Below are 18942 nucleotides of genomic sequence, written 5' to 3' on the forward strand. Positions count from 1 at the left end.
CCCGCCGGATTATTCCGCCGCCCTCAGCAGCGCCGGCGCCTCCCGGCCGAGCAGCGGCAGCACTTCCTCGCCGACCCGATAGGCTTCCTCGAGATGCGGCGTGCCGGCGAGGATGAAGGCGTCCGCGCCGCGCGCGATCAGCTCGTCGAGCCGCGCCGCGCATTGTTCATAGCTGCCGACGATGCCAAGCGCCGGCCCGCCGCGCAGCAGGTTGAAGCCGCCCCACAGGTTGGGCGCGACGATGAGATCCTCATAGCGCCGTGCCTCGCTTGGCCGCAGCGCCTGCTGGCGCGCGGCGCCCACGGAATCGGTGGGCCCGCCCCGGCTCTGACGGCGGCGCGCCTCGTCAACATTCTCGAAGCCGAGCTTGATGTCACGCCACGCCTCCTCCTCGGTGGCGCGGGCGACGAGATCGACGCGCACGGCGCATTTCTGCTCGCCGCCGAGCGCCGCCGTACGCTCCTTCACGCGCGCGAACTTGTCGGTGAGCTGGTCGAACGGCTCCAGCCAGGAAAGATAATGATCGGCATGCTTCGCCGCCGATTGAAGGGCGGCGTCGGACGAGCCCGAGAACCATATCTCCGGCAGATCCTCCGCCGAGAGCAGCGGCGACAGGCCGCCATCCCTCACCTGATAGAAGCGGCCATCATAGGTGAAGCCCTCGCCCTTCCACACGCCCTTGAACACGTCGAGGAACTCGGTGGTGCGGCCATAACGGTCGTCGTGGCTGAAGCTGTCGCCCCACCACAGCTGGGCCGGGCCGCCGCCGCCGGTGATGATGTTGAACACGGTGCGCCCGCCGGTCGCGCGCTGCAGGCTGGCGGACAGCCGGGCGGCGTGCACCGGATTGAGGAAGCCCGGCTGGAAGGCGATCATGAACCGAAAGGTCCGCGTCGCCCGCGCCAAGAGCGGCGAGATCACCCAGGGATCGTCCGTATTGGGAAAGGACGGGATCAGGCCGCCGATGAAGCCCGCGCTCTCCGCCGCGCGCGCGATCTCAGCGAGATGGTCGATATAGCGAAAGCCATCGTCCCTGCCCTGCCGGTCCAGCCCGGGGGCGACATTGTGGGTGCCGAGGGGTGACCAGTCGCCGCGGTCATAGCCGCCGTGGCGGAGGCTGGAATGACAGCCATGGGTCGGCAGGCGCCAGTAGAAGTCGATCGTCATCACACACCTCCGCTCAGGCCGCGACAGGCAGGGTTTCGGTCAGCGCGCGGAGGCGCGGCAGGACGTGCTGGCCGACTTCGTAGGCCTCCTCCAGCGATCCGGGCGCAGTCAGCACGAGATGGCGGATGCCGAGCGCCGCCAGCGCAGCGAGCCGCCCGGCAACCTCGGCATGATCGCCGACCATCGCCGTCTCGCCGAGCCCGAGGCGGGCGGCGTCGCGATGCGCCTCGTCGGAGAATTGCCGGGAGAGCACCGGCTGGACCAGCCCGAACGCCACCGTCCGCCCCTCGCGAAGGGCAAGCGCGTCCAGCCCTTCGATCAGGCTGCGCAGCCGCTCGGTCGGCGCCGCGGCGAAGAGGTGGACATCGGCGGCGCGCGCCGAAAGCGACAGCGCCTCCTCGCTGTCCCCCTGGAGGTACACGCGCGGGAAACGCACGCGGTTCAGCGGTGCGTCGAAGCCGCCATCCTGAACCTCGAAATATCGCCCCTTGAAGGAGAAGGGGCGCGCCCCGTGCACCCCTCGCGCCACCGCCAGGAATTCCTCGGTGCGGGCGATCAGCTCATTCTCGTCGACATGATCGCCGTCCCGTGCGCGGGTCTCGGCGTCGGCGGGCTGGGCGATCGCCCAGCCCAGCCGTTCGCGCGTGGCCCGCTGGAAGCTCACCGCCTGCTTGGCGGCATAGACGGCCGAGCCGACCGAGGCCGGGAATTCCGGGATCAGCGCCAGCCCCGGCGTCTCCCGGGCGAGGGCAGCGGCGATGATCTGGCTGTCATCGGCCTCCGGCCGATAGGCCACGAAAAGCCCGTCGAACGCGGTCTGCGCCGCCGCCTGGGCGAGCTGGGCATAATAATCATAGCGAAAGATCGCCGCCGTCCGCACATCGCGGAACAGGCGCGGCCCCTGCTGACGGGCGCGCCGCTCGGCGCGAGCGGGCTCGGCAGCGGGGTCGATCCGCCAATAGGCGTGGATGGTCATGCCGCGTTCCTTTCGTCGGTGAAGGCAGGCTCGCCGATCCGCCCGGCGAACACCGTCTCGTCGAGCGATCGCCGGCCGTTGGGGCTCTCCGTCTGATGGAAATCGGCGTGAAGCGTATCGAGCCCGCCCAGCCGGCCGAGGGCCACGATCGTCTCGATGGCATAATCTTCGGGGATGGCGAGCCGGCTCCGCGCCGCGTCGCGGTCGAAGCCGCCGATGCCGTGGCTGTGCCAGCCGAGCAGCAGCGCCTGATGCGCGAAATTCGCCCAGGCCGCGCCGGCATCGAAGCTGTGCGAGACATTGTCGACCAGCGCTCGGCGCCGCTCGATATGCCGGGCGGACAGGATCAGCACGAGCGCCGACGCCCGCCCCGCCCACAGCGCGTTGCGCGGCATGAGCAGGCCGAGGAAGGTCTCCCAGTTCGCATCGCCGTGCCGCGTGATGAGGAAGCGCCAAGGCTGGGCATTGGAGGCAGAGGGCGCCCAGCGCGCTGCCTCGAACGCGCTTTGCAGCACGGCATCTGGCACCGGCTCGCCGGTGAAGCTGCGGGGGGACCAGCGATCGACGAACAGCGGGTCGATCGGATAAGCAGGCTCGCGGGCCATCAGCGCTCCTCCCGGCCCGGCAGGCGGACGAGATTGGCGGGATCGGCGGGCCGCGCCGTCAGCTCAGCGAGGATCTCGTCCTTCAACCGGTGGAGCAGCGGCGCGCTGCGATCGCGCGGATGCGGCAGGTCAACATCGACGATGCGGCGAATGCGCCCCGGATTGGGCGACATGACCACCACCCGGTCGCCGAGATACAGCGCCTCCTCGACATCGTGCGTAACCATGATCATCGTCGAGCGCTGCGCCATCCAGATGCGCTGCAGCTCGTTCTGGACATGGACGCGGGTCAGCGCATCGAGCGCGCCCAGCGGCTCGTCGAGCAGCAGCAGCTTGGGCTCCGTCACCAGCGCCCGGGCGATTGCGGCGCGTTGCGCCATGCCGCCCGAAAGCTGGTGCGGATAGGCGGTCTCGAAGCCCTGCAGGTTCACCAGCGCGATATGATCGGCGACGATCTGCGCGCGGCGCGCCTTGGGCGTATCCGTATTGAGCAGCGCCAGCTCGATATTCTGGCCCAGCGTCATCCACGGGAACAGCCGGTGATCCTGGAATACGATGCCGCGATCCAGGCTGGTGGTGGCGATGCGTTCGCCGTCGAGGCGGATCTCGCCGCTATATTCGGCATCGAGGCCGACGATCAGGCGCAGCAGCGTCGATTTGCCGCAACCGGAAGCGCCGACAATGCTGATGAACTCGCCCGGCTTCACGGTGAGGTTGACGCCATCCAGCACGGCACGCGGCGCGCCGGCGATGGTGAAGCTCTTGTCGAGGTCGCTGATTGTCAGCGCGCCGCGCGCCGCAGCCTTGGCTTCGGCCGGGGGACGGGATCGGACATCCGGGAACATTCGTGTCTCCTGATCAGAGCGGGGACGCCTGCCAGCGCAGCAGATGCGCGCGCAGGCTGCAGAAGAGCTGGTTGATGGCGAAGCCGAGCAGCGCGGTGGCGATGATCGTGACGAGGATGATGTCGAGCCGCTGCTGCGTCTGGGCAAGCTGCATCGTCACGCCGAGGCCGCCGCCGACGCCGAGCAGGATCTCGGTCGCGATCGAAGAAATCCAGGCAAAGGCAAAGGCCTGGGTGACGCCGGTCAGCACAAGTGGCATCGCCGCCGGCAACAGGATTAGGCGGAAGCGCTGGGCGGCGGTGAAGCCGTAGATGCGCCCGACCTCGACATAGCGCCGCTCGACATGGGCGACGCCCTCATAGCTGTTCAACATCGTCGGGAAGAAGGCCGAGATGCTGACCACGATCAACTCCGATGCCCCCCCGGTGCCGGCCCACAGACCGATCAGCGGCAGCCAGCCCATCAGCGGAACCTGCCGGATCGCCATCAGCAACGGCCCCAGCACGCGGTCCAGCGGCCGCCAGCAGGCCATGGCGACGCCGGTGGCGATGCCCAGCGCACCGCCGATGGCGAGGCCCGACAGGCTGCGTGACAGGGTGGCAAGCATGTCGGAGAAGATGAGGCCGCTCTCCGCCAGCTCCACGAAGGCGGTGCCGACCGACTGGAGCGGCGCGAAAGCGATCGCGCGCGCGCCGCCGGCGGTGGCCTGCGATTGCCACCAGATCAGCACCAGCGCCGGCACGACCAGCCCCACGCCGATGCGCAGCCACGGCCGCGAGAGCAGCGCGCTCATGCCGTCCTCCACCGGGTCGCGCGACGTTCGACCGCCTTGGCGCCGCGGTCCAGCGCGAAGCCGATCACGCCGCTCACCACCACGCCGGCCAGCACCACGTCGATGCGGAACATCTGCCGGCCCATCTCCATCATCTGGCCGATGCCGCTGTCGGCAGCGAGCAGCTCGGCAGCGATCAGCACCACCCATGCGCGGGTCAGCGCCAAGCGCAGCCCGGTCAGCACCGCCGGCACGGTGGCGGGGATGAGGATGCGCCAGACGAGATCAGGCAGCCGCGTGCGGTAGACGCGCGCCACCTCGAACCACGTCCGCGGCACGCCGCGCACCCCGTCAAAGGTGGCGAGCGCGATCGGGAAGAAGGCCGCGAGGATGACGATCGCCACCTTGAACGGCTCGTCGATGCCGAGGAAGATCACCAGCATCGGCACGAACGCGATCACCGGCACCTGCCACAGCGCCAGAAAGAAGGGTCCGAACGCCGCCTCCGCCCAGCGCGACAGCGCGATCGTGGCACCGAACGCGAGCCCAGCCAGCGCGCCGATGACATAGCCGAGGCCAAGGCGGAACATGCTCTCGCCGATATGCCGCTCCAGCTCACCGCTGCTGGCCAGCGCGGCCAGCGTGCGGGCCACTTCGCTCGGCGGCACCAGGACCTGGGCGGGAAAGGCGCCGCTGAGGCAGGCGAGCTGCCAGAGCAGGATCAGCACCAGCGGCGCGGCGACGGCAGCGATGCGGGATTGCGGCGTCATCAGGATTGCGCCCCCGCCGTGGCGGGCTGCTGCCAGAAGCCTTCCAGCTTCAGATCACGCAGGGCCTGCACCACGAAGCGATCGTCGATTAGCGCATCCGTGTCGACCTTGCTGCGCACGAGCCCGCGATCGAAGGCATATTGCGCGACCGAGCGATAATGGTCGGCGATGTTCGGGCTGAACAGCGGCGAGAAGCGATCACGCCACGGGATGCCGGATTCGGCATAGTCCCTCGCGATGATCGCCTCCGGCATCGAGCCGCGCGAGGCGTCACGGATCACCTCGCCCTTGTTGGCTTCCTGCGACGACCAGGCGGCGGCGCGCACGAAGGCATCGACGACGAGCTGGGTCAGCTCGGGATTGCCCTTCACGAAATCGCCGCGGCCGAACAGCTCGGCGCGCATCCGCCAGTCGGCCGGGGCCTCCTTGGTCGACCAGACGATGCGGCCGACGCCCTTCTGTTCGAGCAGCAGCCCGTCGGAGAGCAGGAAGGCCGCATCGACATTGCCCGAGGCGAGCGCGGCCGGCGTCGCGGCGGGATTGATGTTGACGATCTTGAAGTCGCTGAGCTTCAGGCCATTGGCGTCGAGCAGCTTGGAGAACGGCAGCTCCCACGGGCGACCGCGGTGCAGCGCGATGCTCTTGCCCTTGAGATCGGCGATGCTCTTCGCGGGCAGCCCGTTGCGAACGATCAGGTAGCTGTTCTGCCCCTGCCCCACCGCCGCCACCAGCTTCAGGGGCACGCCGCCCGACACCGCGATGATCGCCGGGAAATCGCCATAGGAGGCGAAATCAATCCGCTTGCCGGAAAAGCCCTCGTTGATCAGCGGCGCGCCGACCGCCGTCGGCACCGGCGTGAAGGCGAGGGCGACGCCGCGCTTCGCCAGCTCGTCCTTGAGCCACCCCTGCCGGATGACCACGCCGGTCAGCCCGTTATAGGCCTGCCCGCCCTGATAAGAATAGGCGATGCCGGCGATGGTGATCGTCTTCGCGCCGCCGGCGTCGCCCCGTCCGCGGAACTGGACGCTGATCGCAGCCAGGATCAACGCCAGCACCGCCGCACCGATCGCCCATGGGCGCCATGACTGTCTTGCAGGGGCCACTCGGAATTCCTTTCGGAGACCCCGATGCACTTCGCGTGCCAAGCGAGATGACGGCCGGGCGGCGGGCCGGCGGCGCGAAAAGGCTGTGCAATTTGAAGCAATGCCGGCCACGGGCTGCGCGAAATCCAACTGGCACGGGCTTTGCTACCCAACATCCCCGACAGGCTCTATGAGCGCGAAGCGGAGACCGAGCGCATGAAGCTTCCCGAAGCCATCTGGATCACGCGCTGCCCGGTGCCGGCGGCATCCGGCGTGGCCTGGGCGCTCGGCTGGATGGACGAGGCATTCGGGCGTGACGGCATCGCCGTGCACCGGGTGCGCGAGGCCGGGCTCAACCTCGTCGCCGACGATCCTCAGCATCAGGCGCGCTACCTGTTCCGCGAGGGCGGCAACATCCAGGCGCTGGCCGCCCGCGCGATGGGCGCGCCGACGCGGGTGATCGGCCTCACCTGGATCGACGAGCATCAAGCGATCATGGTCCGCCCCGACACCCGCATCCTCGGCCCCGCCGACCTTCGCGGCCTGCGCTTCGCGCTGCCCGGCTTCGCACGCTCGCGCGGGGAAAGCATCGCACGCGGCATGTCGCTGCACGGCATCCAGAGCGCGCTGGCGCTGGGCGGGCTAACGCTCGAGGATGTGACGCTGGTCGATGTGCCGGCGCCGCCGGTCGAGCTGCCCAGCGCAGAGGGCATGCGGCGGCTCTGGCTGGGGCTGGAGTGGCTTGCCGCCAGCCGCGTCGACGCGGTCTATGTGAAGGGCGCGGCCGGTGCCGAGGCGGCGGCGCGGCTCGGGCTCAGCGTGGGCATCGATCTGGACGCCTATCCCAGTCGCCTCGCCCGCGTGAACAACGGCACGCCGCGCCCGATCACGGTGCACCAGCATATGATCGATGATCATTTCGAGCTGGTCGTCCGTTTCCTCCGCCAGACGCTGCGCGCCGCGGACTGGGCCTCGACCAACCTCACCGCGCTGAAGCCGATCCTCGCCCGGGAAACCGTGTCGAGCATCGCGGGCGTCGAGGCCGCCTATCGCAACGACTTCCATCGTTCGCTCCACCCCGACCTGTCGGCCGACCGGGTGACGATGCTGTACAAGCAGGCGGATTTCCTCTGGACGCACGGCTTTCTCGATGCATGCGTGGATATCGCCTCGTGGGTCGACGCCCGCCCGCTCGCCGCCACGCTGCACCCCGCCCCGCTCGCTGCGATGCGATAGCTCAGCTACACGGGTGACGTTATTTCCTAGTTATCAGCTAGGGTATTTGCTGTTATCCTCGCCCGGCTTGGATCGGGGAGAGGAAAGCCATGGCCATACCGCAGCACGGCGATCCGGAGATACCCGTCGGCCTGGCCACGACGACGCAGGCCGGCGGCCGCTCAGTCCTGTCCTTCGACAGCCAGAAGCATCATTCCGTCGGCGTCCGTGCGCGCGCCTTCGTCTTTTCCGACGCGCGATCCCGCGCGTTGCTGCCGCTTATCGAGAAGACGGCGCCGAGCGATGCCAACATACTCGTCGTCGGCGCGACGGGCACCGGCAAGGAACTGGTCGCGCGCTATGTCCACGCGCTCAGCCGGCGCGCGGGCGGGCCGTTCCTGGCGGTGAATTGCGGCAGCTTTTCCGAGACGCTGATCGAGGGCGAATTGTTCGGCTCCGAGAAGGGCGCCTATACCGGCGCCCATGCCGCGCGCGCCGGCTGGTTCGAGGCCGCCAATGGCGGCACGCTGTTCCTCGACGAGATTGGTGATCTGCCTTTGCCGCTGCAGGTCAAGCTGCTGCGCGTGTTGCAGGAGCGCGAGGTGGTGCGCCTCGGTTCGCGCACGCCGATCCCGCTCGACGTGCGGGTGATCGCGGCGACCAATGTCGATCTCCAGCAGGCGGTGGCGAAGGGCGGCTTCCGCGCCGATCTCTTCTACCGGCTGCAGGTGGTGACATTGCCGCTGCTGCCGCTCAGCGAGCGCCGCGCGGATATCCTGCCGCTGGCTCGCCACTTCCTCCAGACCTATGGCGATGAGCTGCGCCCGCGCCGCCTCGATCTCAGCCACGCGGCCGAGGAAGCGCTCTACCGATATGGCTGGCCGGGCAATATCCGCGAGCTTGAGAACGCCATCTACCGGGCCACCCTGGTCTGCCAGGACGGCGTGATCGAAGTCGGGGATCTCGGCCTGCCGACGGCGGATGCAGCGCCGCTTCCCGCCGACAGCCTGCCGCCTTCGGGCTCGCTCGAGGATATCGTCCGCCCGATGATCGCGCGGCTGCTCGACGGCGGCCATGAGGCGCTGCTCGACCGGCTGGTGAACGCGGTCGTCACCGAAGCCTATCAGCGCAACGGCGCCAACCAGATCCGCACCGCAGCAGCACTCGGCGTGACGCGCAACGTCGTGCGCACCCACCTCAAGAATTTCGGGCTGATCTGAGCAAATCTGATCAGGTCGCCTGCTGATTATCGCACAGCCGGCGCCTCTCCGACCCGCTTCTCCCCGGGGAAATCCGACGCCTCGCCGATTGGCACGGCCTTTGCTGTCTTTCCGGGACAGGATGTGAGGGAGAGACGGCATGGCGATACCGACCAATGGCTTGCCCACCGATTTGTGGTTTACGCGCTGCCCGGTGCCCACTGCGACCGGCATCGCCTACAAGCTCGACTGGCTGACCGAGGAATTCGCGGAAGACGGCATCGCCGTCCGCACGCTCCAGGAATCCGGCTCGGAGCTTGGCCGCCATCATTATGATCATCGCCTGCCGACGCTGATCCGCGAAGGCGGCAACATGCTCGCCATCGCCGCCCGCGCGCAACGCGAGCCGACGAAGCTGATCGGCTTGACCTGGATCGAGGAAAGCCAGCTCATCCTCACCCGCCCCGATACGGGCATCCGCGCCGCCGCCGACCTCAAGGGCCGCCGGCTGGCGCTGCCCGGCTGGTCGCACAACGACATCCCCAGCCATGTGCGCGGCACCAGCATCGCGCGCGGCATGTCGCTGGCCGGATACAAGGGCGCGCTCGCCTCGGCGGGCCTGACCCTCGACGATGTCACGCTGGTCGAGACGGAGGATCGGCTGCGCAATATCGGCGGCAGCGGCCGCGACCTCGAACCGCGCCGGTCCGGCGTCGGCCGGCTGTGGTCGATCCAGCCGCTCGTCGAGGGCTATGTCGATGCGATCTACGTCAAGGGTGCCTCCGCCCTCGATCAGGCGCGCGAGGCCGGGCTGGTGGTGGCCGTCGATCTCGACGCGCTGCCCGACCGCCGCTTACGTGTGAACAACGGTACGCCGCGCCCGATCACCGTCCATCAGTCGCTCATCGACGATCATTTCGATCTGCTGGTGCGCTTCCTGGCGGTGACACTGCGCGCGGCCGACTGGGTGGCGTCCTCGCCCGACCGGCTGCGCGACATCCTCGAATATGAGACGGCCGGCAGCACCGCGTCGGTCGACCAGGCCTATCGCCTGCTCCACGAAGGGCTGCACCCGACGCTCGACGAGGAGCGGCTCGTGCTGTTCGACCTGCAGAAGAAATTCCTCTTCACCCACGGCTTCCTCGACGCCGATTTCGCGCTGGCCGACTGGATCGACCCGCGCCCGCTCGAAGCCGCCCGCACGCTAGCGGCGCGCGGCTCCGCCCAACGCATCCCCGAACTCGCCTGAAAGGAACCCTCCATGTCCGATCGTGCCGGCCTTTCGCCCGAAGCCATCGCCTTCGTCGTCAAGACCGAGGATGAGGCGCGCCGCGCCTTCCGCGTGCTGCGCGAGACGCACACGCTGTCGCCCAGCGGCACCCTGTTCTTCGCGGTCCGCATCCCCAACGAGAACAAGATCATCACACTCAACTATCTCGGCCTGTGGGAGGACGATCCCGATCGGGCGCAGACGGCGGTGATCGATTTCGACGGCAACAGCTATTGGAGCAGCAAGCCGGGCGGCGCCGCGCGCTACCTGAAGCTGTTCAAGACCCATGACGGCGTGCAGGCGATCAGCCACATCCATACGCCCCATCTCGGCGCCTATTCCCAGGCCCATCGGGCGCTGCCGCTGCTCTACGTGCCGAACCGCCGCTTCCGCTTCAGCGCGGAGCTGCCGGTCTATATCAACCGCCGGCAGGCGGAGGTCGACTTCATCCTCGATTCGATCGAGCGCGACCGCGAGGTGCCCGGCATCGTCGAGGCCAATGGCGGCGCCACGGTGTGGAGCTGGAAGGGCCTGCGCGATCTCGTCAACAACATCGTGCTGCTCGAGGAAGGCGCCCATTTCCAGATCCTCGGCGCGGCGCTGGGCGGCTCCAAGCCGTTCGGGCCGGGCGTGCTGGAACAGCAATGGAAGATGGGCAAGCTCGTCCCCGCCGACGCGCACGTCGATGACGATGGCACGATCCGCTACGCCTCGCCTGCCGCCGAGGCCGCGGAGTGACCGGGGCGGCGAGCGCGAAGCGCCAGCTCGCCCTCGGCGTGTTCCTCACGCGCCACGGGCATCACCCAGGCGCGTGGCGGCAGCCGGGATCGGCGCGCAGCGGCCGGCCGGACTTCGCCTATTGGGCGGAGTTGGTGAAGACGGCCGAGCGCGGCAAGTTCGACGTCGCCTTCTTCGCCGATTTCGTCGGCCAGAATGGGGACAGCACCAAGGGCATCGAGCGCCGCCACGCCTTCCTCGATTTCGAACCGCTGACACTCACCGCAGCACTCGCCGCCGTCACCAGCCGGATCGGGCTGGTGGCGACGGTGAACACCAATTTCGACCAGCCCTATTCGCTCGCGCGTCGTTTCGCTTCGGTCGATCATATCAGCAAGGGGCGGATCGGCTGGAACATCGTCTCCTCGCTGGCTGACGGGGCGGCGAAGAGCTTCGGCGTCGAGCAGCCGCTCAGCCACGCCGATCGCTATGAACGCGCTGCCGAGTTCGTCGATATCACGCGCCGGCTCTGGGACAGCTGGGAGGACGACGCCTTCGAGCATGCCGATCGCGACAGCGGCATCTATCTCGACGCGAACGACGTCCACCCCGTCCACCATGACGGGCGCTACTTCCATCTCGACACAGTGCTCGACACGGCGCGCCCGGTGCAGGGCCATCCGGTGTTCGCGCAGGCCGGCAATTCCGAGGTCGGCCGCGATTTCGCCGCCAAATATGCCGAGATGATCTATGCCGCCGCGCAGTTCATCGGCGACGCGCAGCGCTTCTACGCAGACGTGAAGGGGCGCATGGCCAAATATGGCCGTGATCCGGATACGCTGAAGGTGATGCCCGGCCTGTCCTTCGCCATCGGCCAGAGCCGGCAGGAGGCGCAGGACAAGTTCGGCGCGCTGGAAGACGCCGTCGATTTCTCCGGCGAGCTCAATCTGATGGGGCAGGATGTCAGCGGCTATCCGCTCGACGGGCCGCTGCCCGACCTGCCCGAGCCGGAGAATGGCAAGGGCCGCTGGCGCCAGCTCACCGAACTTGCCCGGCGCGAGAACCTGACGATCCGCCAGCTCTTCCTGCGCTTCAATGCGGTGCGCGGGCATCGCGTGGTGATCGGCACGCCCAACGATGTCGCCGACCAAATTCAGGACTGGTTCGAGTGCGGCGCCGCCGACGGCTTCAACCTGATCCCGCCGCTGATGCCAAGCTCGCTCACCGAGTTCGTCGACCTGGTAGTGCCGGAGCTGCAGCGGCGCGGCCTGTTCCGCACCGACTATGAAGGCACGACGCTGCGCGAGCATCTGGGTCTCCCGCGCCCGCGCATCGGCGCCGCCGAGCCCGCGCCGGCGGTGGCCGAACCCCGCATCCTCGCACCCGTGTCCTGAGAAAGGGAAAGATCATGGCCAGTAAACTCGACACGCTCTGGTACACGCGCTGCCCGGTGCCGACCGGGCTCGGCATCGCCATCCAGCAGGGATGGCTGGAGAATGCCTTCCGGGCGCAGGGCACAAAGCTCTCCTCGTTGCTGGAATCCAATGATTTCGCTACGCGCGAATCCCATTTCAGCCATACCCTCCAGAACTCGGTGCGCCACGGCGGCAACATCCCGGCGATCAGCGCCAGGGCACGCGGCCGCGACACGCGGGTAATCGGCCTGTCCTGGGCGGACGAGACCCAGCTCATCCTCGCCCGTCCGGATTCCGGCATCGAGACGGTCCGCGACCTGAAGGGCCGCCGCTTCGGCCTGCCGAACTGGAAGCATGTCGAGATCGACTTTACGCGGGCGCAGGCGATCCGCGGGCTGGAGAACGCACTCAGCCTCGAAGGGCTGACCGTGCCCGACGTCGAGATCGTCGATCAGGACATAGAGACCCACTATAGCGACGAGCGCGCCGAGAACGTCAACGGCACGCTGGCGCGGCGTGTCGGCAGCCGGGCGCGGGCCAATAACCAGGAGCTGATCGCGCTCATCCGCGGTGAGGTGGACGCGATCTTCCTCAAGGGCGCGCACGGCGCGCAGGCCGCCAACCAGTTCGGGCTTACCAAGGTGATCGACACCGGCGCCCATCCCGAGCCGCTGATCCGCGCCAACAACGGCACGCCGCGCACGCTGGCGGTGGACGGCCACCTGCTCGACAATCATTTCGACGCGGCGGTGACGATCCTCGACCAGGTGCTGCGCGCCGAGGCCTGGGCGCAGGATCATCCGTCGGACGTCCGCCGCTACCTCGCCCGCGAGACCAATTCGAGCGAATATTGGGTGTCCGTCGCCTATGGCGATGATGCCCAGACGCGGCTGAAGACGGATCTCGACGACCAGTCGATCACGGCCATCCAGGACTTCACCAACTTCCTGCATCGCTGGAACTTCATCCCCGAAAGCTTTGACGTGCGCGACTGGATCGATCCGCGCCCGCTCGATGCGCTCCGGTCGGCGCGCATCGCCGTCTGATCCGCTTCGCCATGCTGCTCGAAACCATCCGGCCGGCCGCATCTTCGGCCGGCTCGCCGCTGATGCGCTGCCTGGCGATCTACCGCCAGATGCCGAAGCGCTTTGCGCTGACGGCGATGATGCTGCTCGCCGTCAATCTGGCGCTGGTCGCGCAGCAGGGGCTGGTGGGGCGGGCGGTACGCGAGGCGCGGCTCGGCGATCTCGTCACGCGGGATGTGGCCGGCGGGCTGGATTATCGGCGGGCGTGGTTCTGGGTGGCGGTGCTGCTCGGCCTGTCGCTGGCGCGGGCCGTGGTCCAATATGGCGCCGGGCTGCTCTCGCTGTCGATCGGGCAGGAGCTGCTGACGATCCTGCGCGCCCGCATCCTCGCCCAGATCCAGCAGCTGGACCTCACCTATCACTGGCGCCACGGCGTCGGCGAGATGGTGACGCGGATGACGCGCGATGCCGACAAGGTGCGCGACGCGCTGATCAACTTCTGGCGCCAGATGTTCGAGACCGGGCTGATCGTGCTGGTCTCGGGCGCGATGCTGATCTGGTATTCGCCGTGGCTCGGCATCGTGCCGCTGGCGCTGGTGCTGGCCGGCATCGCGCTGCTTTCCGCCCAGGCCGGCGCACTGGTGCGGCTCGATCGCCGCATCGGCGCCGCCTATGACGCAGTGACGCAGGATCTGTCCGAAGGCGTGAATGGCGTCCGCGTCATCAAGGCATTCGGGCTCGGGCCCGCGCGCATCGCCCGTTTCGACGCGCATATCGCCACCTTCCGGCAGGAAGCGCGCGCCGCCATCGTCCATGCCGCGCGGCGCGTGCCGCTGCCGCAGACGGTGATCGCGCTTGGCCATGTCTGGGTGCTGGGCTATGGCGCGTGGCTGGTGAGCCGAGGCACGATCGATCTCGGCGCCTTCGTCGCGGCGCTGCTCGTCATCAACACGATGGTGCTGAGGATCGAGACGATCGGCCTGCTCCTCCAGATCATCGCTGATGCCCGCTCGTCGGCGAGGCGCATCTGGGAAGTGCTGGACGCCGAGCCTGGCATCGTCAGCGGCCATGCGGCGGTGCCCTTCGGCCCGCTCGGCGTGCGCCTCGAAGGCGTGTCGGTGGCTCCGCTCGAGGACGGTGCGGCCGTGCTGCGCGACCTCAGCTTCACGATCCGGCCCGGTGAGATCGTGGCGCTGGTCGGCCCCACCGGGTCGGGCAAGAGCATCCTCACCGCCCTGCTGCCGCGCCTGCTCGATGCCGGCGCGGGCACGGTGCGCATCGGCTCCGACGAGGCCGGCTGGCGCGACGTGCGCGACCTCGATCTCGCCGCGCTGCGTCGTCGCGTCCACGTCCTGCCGCAGGAGAGCTTCCTGTTCTCCGACACGCTCGCCGCCAATCTCCGCCTCACCGCGCCCGATGCCGACGATGCCCGCCTCTACGAGGCATTGCTGCAGGCCGCCGCCGGCGAGCTGCTCGATCGCCTGCCCGATGGCCTCGCCACGCGCGTCGGCGATCGCGGCATCACGCTTTCCGGCGGACAGCGCCAGCGCATCTGCCTCGCCCGAGCGCTGCTCTCAGATGCCGACCTGCTGGTGCTGGACGATGCGACCAGCGCGCTCGACGCTGCCACCGAGAGGCTCGCCATCGCCAATATCCGCGGCCTGCGCGCAGGCGCGGCGCGGCCGGTGACGATGCTGATCGTGTCCAGCCGCCTGTCGACGATCCTCGCCGCCGACCGCGTGCTGATGCTCGCCGACGGCCATGTCGCGGCGAGCGGCACTCATGACGAGCTGGTCGCCACCAGCCCCGCCTATCGCGCGCTGATGGGGCTCCAGCCGTGAACGCGCTCGCCGGCGATCGCCCGCTCTCCGAAATCGAGCTGGAGGAGAAATACGCGCAGAAGGATCTGGAACGCGGCATCGTCCATCGCCTGCTCCCGCTGCTCCGCCCGGTGCGCGGACGGGTGGCGGCGGTGATCAGCATCGAGCTGTTGCAGGTGCTGGCGATCTTCGCGCGACCGCTGCTGATCGGGCTGGTGATCGATCGCGGGCTCGGCCATGGCGCCGGCCCGGCCGACATGCGCCTGATCCTCTGGGCCTGCCTCGGCCTCGCGCTGAGCTGGGCCGCCCGGTTCGCTCTAGGCGGCCTGTCGCAATATTTCGCGGGCACGGCGGCGATCCGCGTGCTCAACGACCTGCGCTCGCGCGTCTTCGCCCATGTCCAGACGCTGAGCGTCAGCTATTTCGACCGCACCAAGGCCGGCCGCATCATCTCGCGCGCGGATCGCGACGTCGACACGCTGGAGCCGCTGCTCATCCAGGGGCCCCCGCAATTCCTCTCGGCGATCTTGCGCCTGTTGATCTCCGCCGCCCTGCTGTGGATGATCGCGCCGGCTCTGCTCGTCGGGCTCGCCGGCGTGGTGCCAGTGCTGGCGATCGCCACCATGCTGTTCAAGCGCGTGGCGCAGCGCAGCTGGGCGAGGGTGGCGGAAAATCGCAGCCGCTTCACCGCCCATCTCGTCGAGACTGTGGCCGGCGTCCGTCTGATCAAGCAGGCCGGGCGCGAGCGGGAGAACCTTGCCAGCTATCAGGTGTTGCTCGACGATTTCAACACTGCGCTGGTCCGCGGCAGCATGCGCTCCGGCTGGTTCGCGCCCTTCACGGGGCTGCTCACCACGGTCGGGCTGGCGCTGATCCTGCTGGTCGGCGGGCGTGGCGTGGCGACGGGCGCGCTGACGCTCGGCGAGCTGACGCAGAGCCTGTTCTACGTCTTCCTGTTCCTCGCCCCGCTGCAGGAATTCAGCGATCTGTTCGAGCGCTTCGCCAATGGCTCGGCCTGCGCCCAGCGCATCTTCCTGCTGCTCGACACCGACCCCGAGATCCGCGCCGCGCCCGACGCGCTCACTCTGCCCCGCATCCGGGGCGCGATCGAGTTCCGCGACGTGCGCTTCGGCTATCACCCGGACAAGCCGGTGATTCGCGGCCTCAACCTGTCGGTGGCCGCCGGCGAGGTGCTGGCGATCGTCGGCCCAACCGGCCACGGCAAGAGCACGCTCGTCCAGCTCCTCACCCGCTTCTACGATGTGTCGAGCGGCGCCGTGCGGCTCGACGGCCACGACATCCGCGATATCTCGGAGGCGAGCCTGCGCCGGCAGATCGGCGTGGTCCTGCAGGACAATGTCCTGTTCGGCGGCACCGTCCTCGACAATCTCCGCCTCGCCCGGCCGGAGGCGAGCGACGCCACCCTGATCGCCGCCGCCCGCGCGCTGGGTGCGGACGAGGTGCTGGAGGCGCTACCCCACGGCTATCACACGGATGTCGGCCCGCTCGGCAGCCAGCTCAGCCAGGGCCAGCGCCAGCTCGTCTGCCTGACGCGGGCCTATCTCGCCGACCCGACCGTGCTGGTGCTGGACGAGGCGACATCTGCCGTCGATGTCAGCACCGAACGCCGCATCCAGCAGGCGCTCCGCCGGCTGTGCGAGGGGCGCACCGCGCTGATAATCGCCCACCGCCTCGCGACTATTCGGGACGCCGATCGCATCGCCGTGGTCCGCGATGGCAATGTCGTCGAGCTGGGATCGCATCATCAGCTCATAGGACGCGGCGGCACCTATGCGTCGCTCTATCGCGCATATTAGCCAGAACCCACAACACACGGAGGAATATGTTCGCCGATAAAAAGCAATTGATGAAATACATTTAGGCCTTCGCGCATGCGTTCCAAGAGTTATCCGTCTTATCATATTCATAGATAGAGAAGTCGTGACCATTAACTACACCGGTACTACATGCGCGATATCGATAATGTCATCACTTGTGAATTTAGATCGCGTCAATAACGTCATCACCGAGCGCGCCAAACCTGAGAATGCCGGCAGAGCATTTGTCGAGCTACCCCGCGGAATGTGAACCCGTGATAGATGGAACACTGCCCTGAAGAGGAATTTGTTCGAGGTTAGGCAGGACAGGTGGACTACCTATCGAGTACACGCCCCCTGTGTTTCATAACAATATTATTGCACTTTCGGGGGTTTATGTACCTTACCCAACTTACCAACGTAGTATATCTCTTAATTCTTCTTTTACTGATTTCATATGTCCACGATAATTATTACATAGACCTGTCACAATGGGGGATCGTTGCATTTCGGCAGCAGCGAGTTTTGCGCGCTTCTTATCACAGCAGTCGCGGTCATGGCCGAGATATTCATTTCGGTTCTTCCGCCTTCGCGCCTTGCCGATGATAAGCCGCCGTTCCGGGGGCGAGGTGTCGAAGCGGCAGCCGGTCGTCCGCTTCCCACCCCTTAGCTGCCTGCCTTGTCCGCCAGAACGAATGACCGCTTACGGGCTCGTCCCTTCGCATCTTAGACTGCTTGGATGGGGCGCGAAGCTGACCTTCCCCACTGGGTCTGCGAACGGCGGCTAACTCCCCATGTCGGCCCTTTCGGGCGACCCTCAGAGCTGGATGAACGAAAGGCAGGTTTCGGGCTCGCGCCGAATGAGGCTGAATGACCTCATGGGTGCGAGCCGCCCGGCGGCTGCGCGGCGGGCGAATGACTGGTTCGGACACGAGCAACCGTTCAAGCGTCAGTCCGGGAACGGCTTGATTGGTCGCAAGCTGCCGGTCTGCATCGCGCGTCCTGGTCACCGTTCATCGGCCGCGGCGATAACTCGCGGCAATGGGAAAGGTGGCCCAGCGCCTAGGGGAGGGGGAGGGTGGGAGCCGGGCCACTTTCAACAACGCGCCCTGCGCGACTCCGATCCAAGGAGAAGCCGGGTGACCCGGCAGGGTCAAGATATGCCTTGGGCGACTCCCTGCCGGATCGGGGGCAGCATGCCAACCGCCTGCGCGGGGCGCCAGTCCGATTCGACGAGGATTACCTGATGCGCGACATAGCCGGCCTGGCCAAAATGTTCAGGCCCGCGCGTCGCAAAGGTCGGACGCCACATTCAAGCTCGTGGAGCTGGGAGCGCTCGCCGAACTGCGCGCGCTCGAAAAACGTTCGGCGGGCCCACGCAGAAATTTAAAGGCCGAGCGCCGAGACAGGCGCGTTATAGACAAAAAGTCAAAGAGACCCCGCGGACGGGCCTCGAGGTGACAAAATCGGGCAAGAGCCGCATTGACACGTCGGCGGCTGCGCGTGCTCATCCAGAGTGGTCCGAACCCGGCGAGCATCATCGCCCGGGCCGCGGGTTCAGGAGCGTTGCCCACAGTCGCTCGTGTCGAGAGCTGTCCGGCCGCTGCTGGACGTAGGCACGGCGATTATCCCCCTGCACCATGAACCCGCCCATTCCGGACGACGCCCGGCGTGCCAAGAGCGGAGGGCGTCAGCTGTCACCCGGCCCGGCGCCGATACCGGGGTGGTCAGCCCTCGCTCCGTTTGCGCAGCTGCTCGACCTGATCGGCTAGCGTCGCCACCTGCCGGGACAGGTTGGCGATGGTCTCGATCACGCTCTCGAAGCGCGGATCTGGCCCCGGCGGGAATCGGTCTCCCGGGTCGAACACACCGTCCGCCTCGATCTTCTCGAGCTTCAGCTCCTTGATCTCGTGCTTCTCATGCTTCTCGATCTTCTCGAGCTTTTCCGGCTTCTCCACCTTCTCGTGCTTTTCGAGTTTCTCTGGTTTTTCAGGTTTCTCGACCTTCTCGATCTTCAATTCCTTGATGAAGTCCTTGGCGACCTCGGGGAACGGCTTGTCGAAGAAATCTTTGATTGAGGTCTTGCCGGCTTCGAATGGCGATTTGCCGCCGACCTGCCCGAGGATAGCCGCGAGGTCGCGGACCCTGAGTTCGGTGACGGGCATGTCCAGGTCCAGCCTCACTTCCGGCCGATCCGCCGCTCCTATGAACGGCTCCTTGTTTCCCTCGCTCTCATTGGCCATGTTT

16 protein-coding genes are annotated in these 18942 nt (G+C 67.5%); 8 read left to right on the forward strand and 8 right to left on the reverse strand.

Features of this window, described 5'->3' with window-relative positions:
• Positions 1-9 precede the first annotated feature (9 nt).
• From KOF26_RS07365 to KOF26_RS07395, 7 genes are read right to left on the reverse strand one after another with little or no spacing between them, the layout of a single operon-like run.
• Positions 10-1167 (reverse strand): LLM class flavin-dependent oxidoreductase, encoded by a 1158-nt coding sequence (locus KOF26_RS07365; RefSeq protein ID WP_216322558.1) that lies wholly within the window; start codon positions 1165-1167, stop codon positions 10-12.
• Between the two features lie 13 nt (positions 1168-1180).
• Complete coding sequence (locus KOF26_RS07370; protein WP_216322561.1) at positions 1181-2143, reverse strand: LLM class flavin-dependent oxidoreductase; 963 nt, start codon at positions 2141-2143, stop codon at positions 1181-1183.
• A complete protein-coding gene (locus tag KOF26_RS07375) occupies positions 2140-2748 on the reverse strand; it encodes a nitroreductase family protein (RefSeq protein ID WP_216322564.1) in 609 nt (202 codons plus the stop codon). Before KOF26_RS07375 ends, KOF26_RS07370 begins: the two co-directional genes overlap by 4 nt.
• Positions 2748-3593 carry an ABC transporter ATP-binding protein gene (locus KOF26_RS07380; protein WP_216322568.1) on the reverse strand — a complete coding sequence of 282 codons (846 nt, stop codon included), beginning with the start codon at positions 3591-3593 and terminating at the stop codon, positions 2748-2750. The genes KOF26_RS07375 and KOF26_RS07380 overlap by 1 nt, the downstream gene beginning before the upstream one ends.
• Positions 3594-3606: 13 nt before the next feature.
• Entirely contained in the window at positions 3607-4386 is a 780-nt protein-coding gene (locus KOF26_RS07385; protein WP_253201220.1) for an ABC transporter permease, read from the reverse strand.
• Positions 4383-5135, reverse strand: coding sequence for an ABC transporter permease (locus KOF26_RS07390; protein WP_216322576.1), 753 nt, complete (start codon positions 5133-5135; stop codon positions 4383-4385). Before KOF26_RS07390 ends, KOF26_RS07385 begins: the two co-directional genes overlap by 4 nt.
• On the reverse strand, positions 5135-6238 hold the full coding sequence (locus tag KOF26_RS07395) for an ABC transporter substrate-binding protein (protein ID WP_216322580.1): 1104 nt from the start codon (positions 6236-6238) through the stop codon (positions 5135-5137). Before KOF26_RS07395 ends, KOF26_RS07390 begins: the two co-directional genes overlap by 1 nt.
• A 195-nt stretch (positions 6239-6433) precedes the next feature.
• On the opposite strand from KOF26_RS07395, the gene KOF26_RS07400 reads away from it, so the two are divergent.
• The 8 genes from KOF26_RS07400 to KOF26_RS07435 all read left to right on the forward strand — a co-directional run bounded on the left by KOF26_RS07400 (position 6434) and on the right by KOF26_RS07435 (position 16695).
• The gene (locus KOF26_RS07400; protein ID WP_216322583.1) at positions 6434-7453 is read left to right on the forward strand and encodes an ABC transporter substrate-binding protein; all 1020 of its coding nucleotides are present in this window, start codon (positions 6434-6436) and stop codon (positions 7451-7453) included.
• Positions 7454-7542: 89 nt separating this feature from the next.
• On the forward strand, positions 7543-8652 hold the full coding sequence (locus KOF26_RS07405; RefSeq protein ID WP_216322587.1) for a sigma-54 interaction domain-containing protein: 1110 nt from the start codon (positions 7543-7545) through the stop codon (positions 8650-8652).
• Positions 8653-8791: 139 nt separating this feature from the next.
• Positions 8792-9880 carry an ABC transporter substrate-binding protein gene (locus KOF26_RS07410; RefSeq protein ID WP_216322591.1) on the forward strand — a complete coding sequence of 363 codons (1089 nt, stop codon included), beginning with the start codon at positions 8792-8794 and terminating at the stop codon, positions 9878-9880.
• A gap of 12 nt (positions 9881-9892) precedes the next feature.
• Positions 9893-10639 carry a class II aldolase/adducin family protein gene (locus KOF26_RS07415; RefSeq protein WP_216322594.1) on the forward strand — a complete coding sequence of 249 codons (747 nt, stop codon included), beginning with the start codon at positions 9893-9895 and terminating at the stop codon, positions 10637-10639.
• Positions 10636-12012 (forward strand): LLM class flavin-dependent oxidoreductase, encoded by a 1377-nt coding sequence (locus KOF26_RS07420; protein ID WP_216322597.1) that lies wholly within the window; start codon positions 10636-10638, stop codon positions 12010-12012. The genes KOF26_RS07415 and KOF26_RS07420 overlap by 4 nt, the downstream gene beginning before the upstream one ends.
• Before the next feature lie 14 nt (positions 12013-12026).
• A complete protein-coding gene (locus KOF26_RS07425) occupies positions 12027-13079 on the forward strand; it encodes an ABC transporter substrate-binding protein (protein WP_216322599.1) in 1053 nt (350 codons plus the stop codon).
• Positions 13080-13090: 11 nt separating this feature from the next.
• A complete protein-coding gene (locus tag KOF26_RS07430; RefSeq protein WP_216322602.1) occupies positions 13091-14899 on the forward strand; it encodes an ABC transporter ATP-binding protein in 1809 nt (602 codons plus the stop codon).
• The gene (locus tag KOF26_RS07435; RefSeq protein WP_216322605.1) at positions 14896-16695 is read left to right on the forward strand and encodes an ABC transporter ATP-binding protein; all 1800 of its coding nucleotides are present in this window, start codon (positions 14896-14898) and stop codon (positions 16693-16695) included. The genes KOF26_RS07430 and KOF26_RS07435 overlap by 4 nt, the downstream gene beginning before the upstream one ends.
• 1727 nt (positions 16696-18422) lie before the next feature.
• On the opposite strand, the gene KOF26_RS07440 is transcribed toward KOF26_RS07435, so the two are convergent.
• Complete coding sequence (locus tag KOF26_RS07440; protein WP_216322608.1) at positions 18423-18938, reverse strand: hypothetical protein; 516 nt, start codon at positions 18936-18938, stop codon at positions 18423-18425.
• Between the last annotated feature and the right edge of the window lie 4 nt (positions 18939-18942).

The organism is Sphingomonas quercus (genome assembly GCF_018863195.1).
Lineage (GTDB): Bacteria > Pseudomonadota > Alphaproteobacteria > Sphingomonadales > Sphingomonadaceae > Solisphingomonas > Solisphingomonas quercus.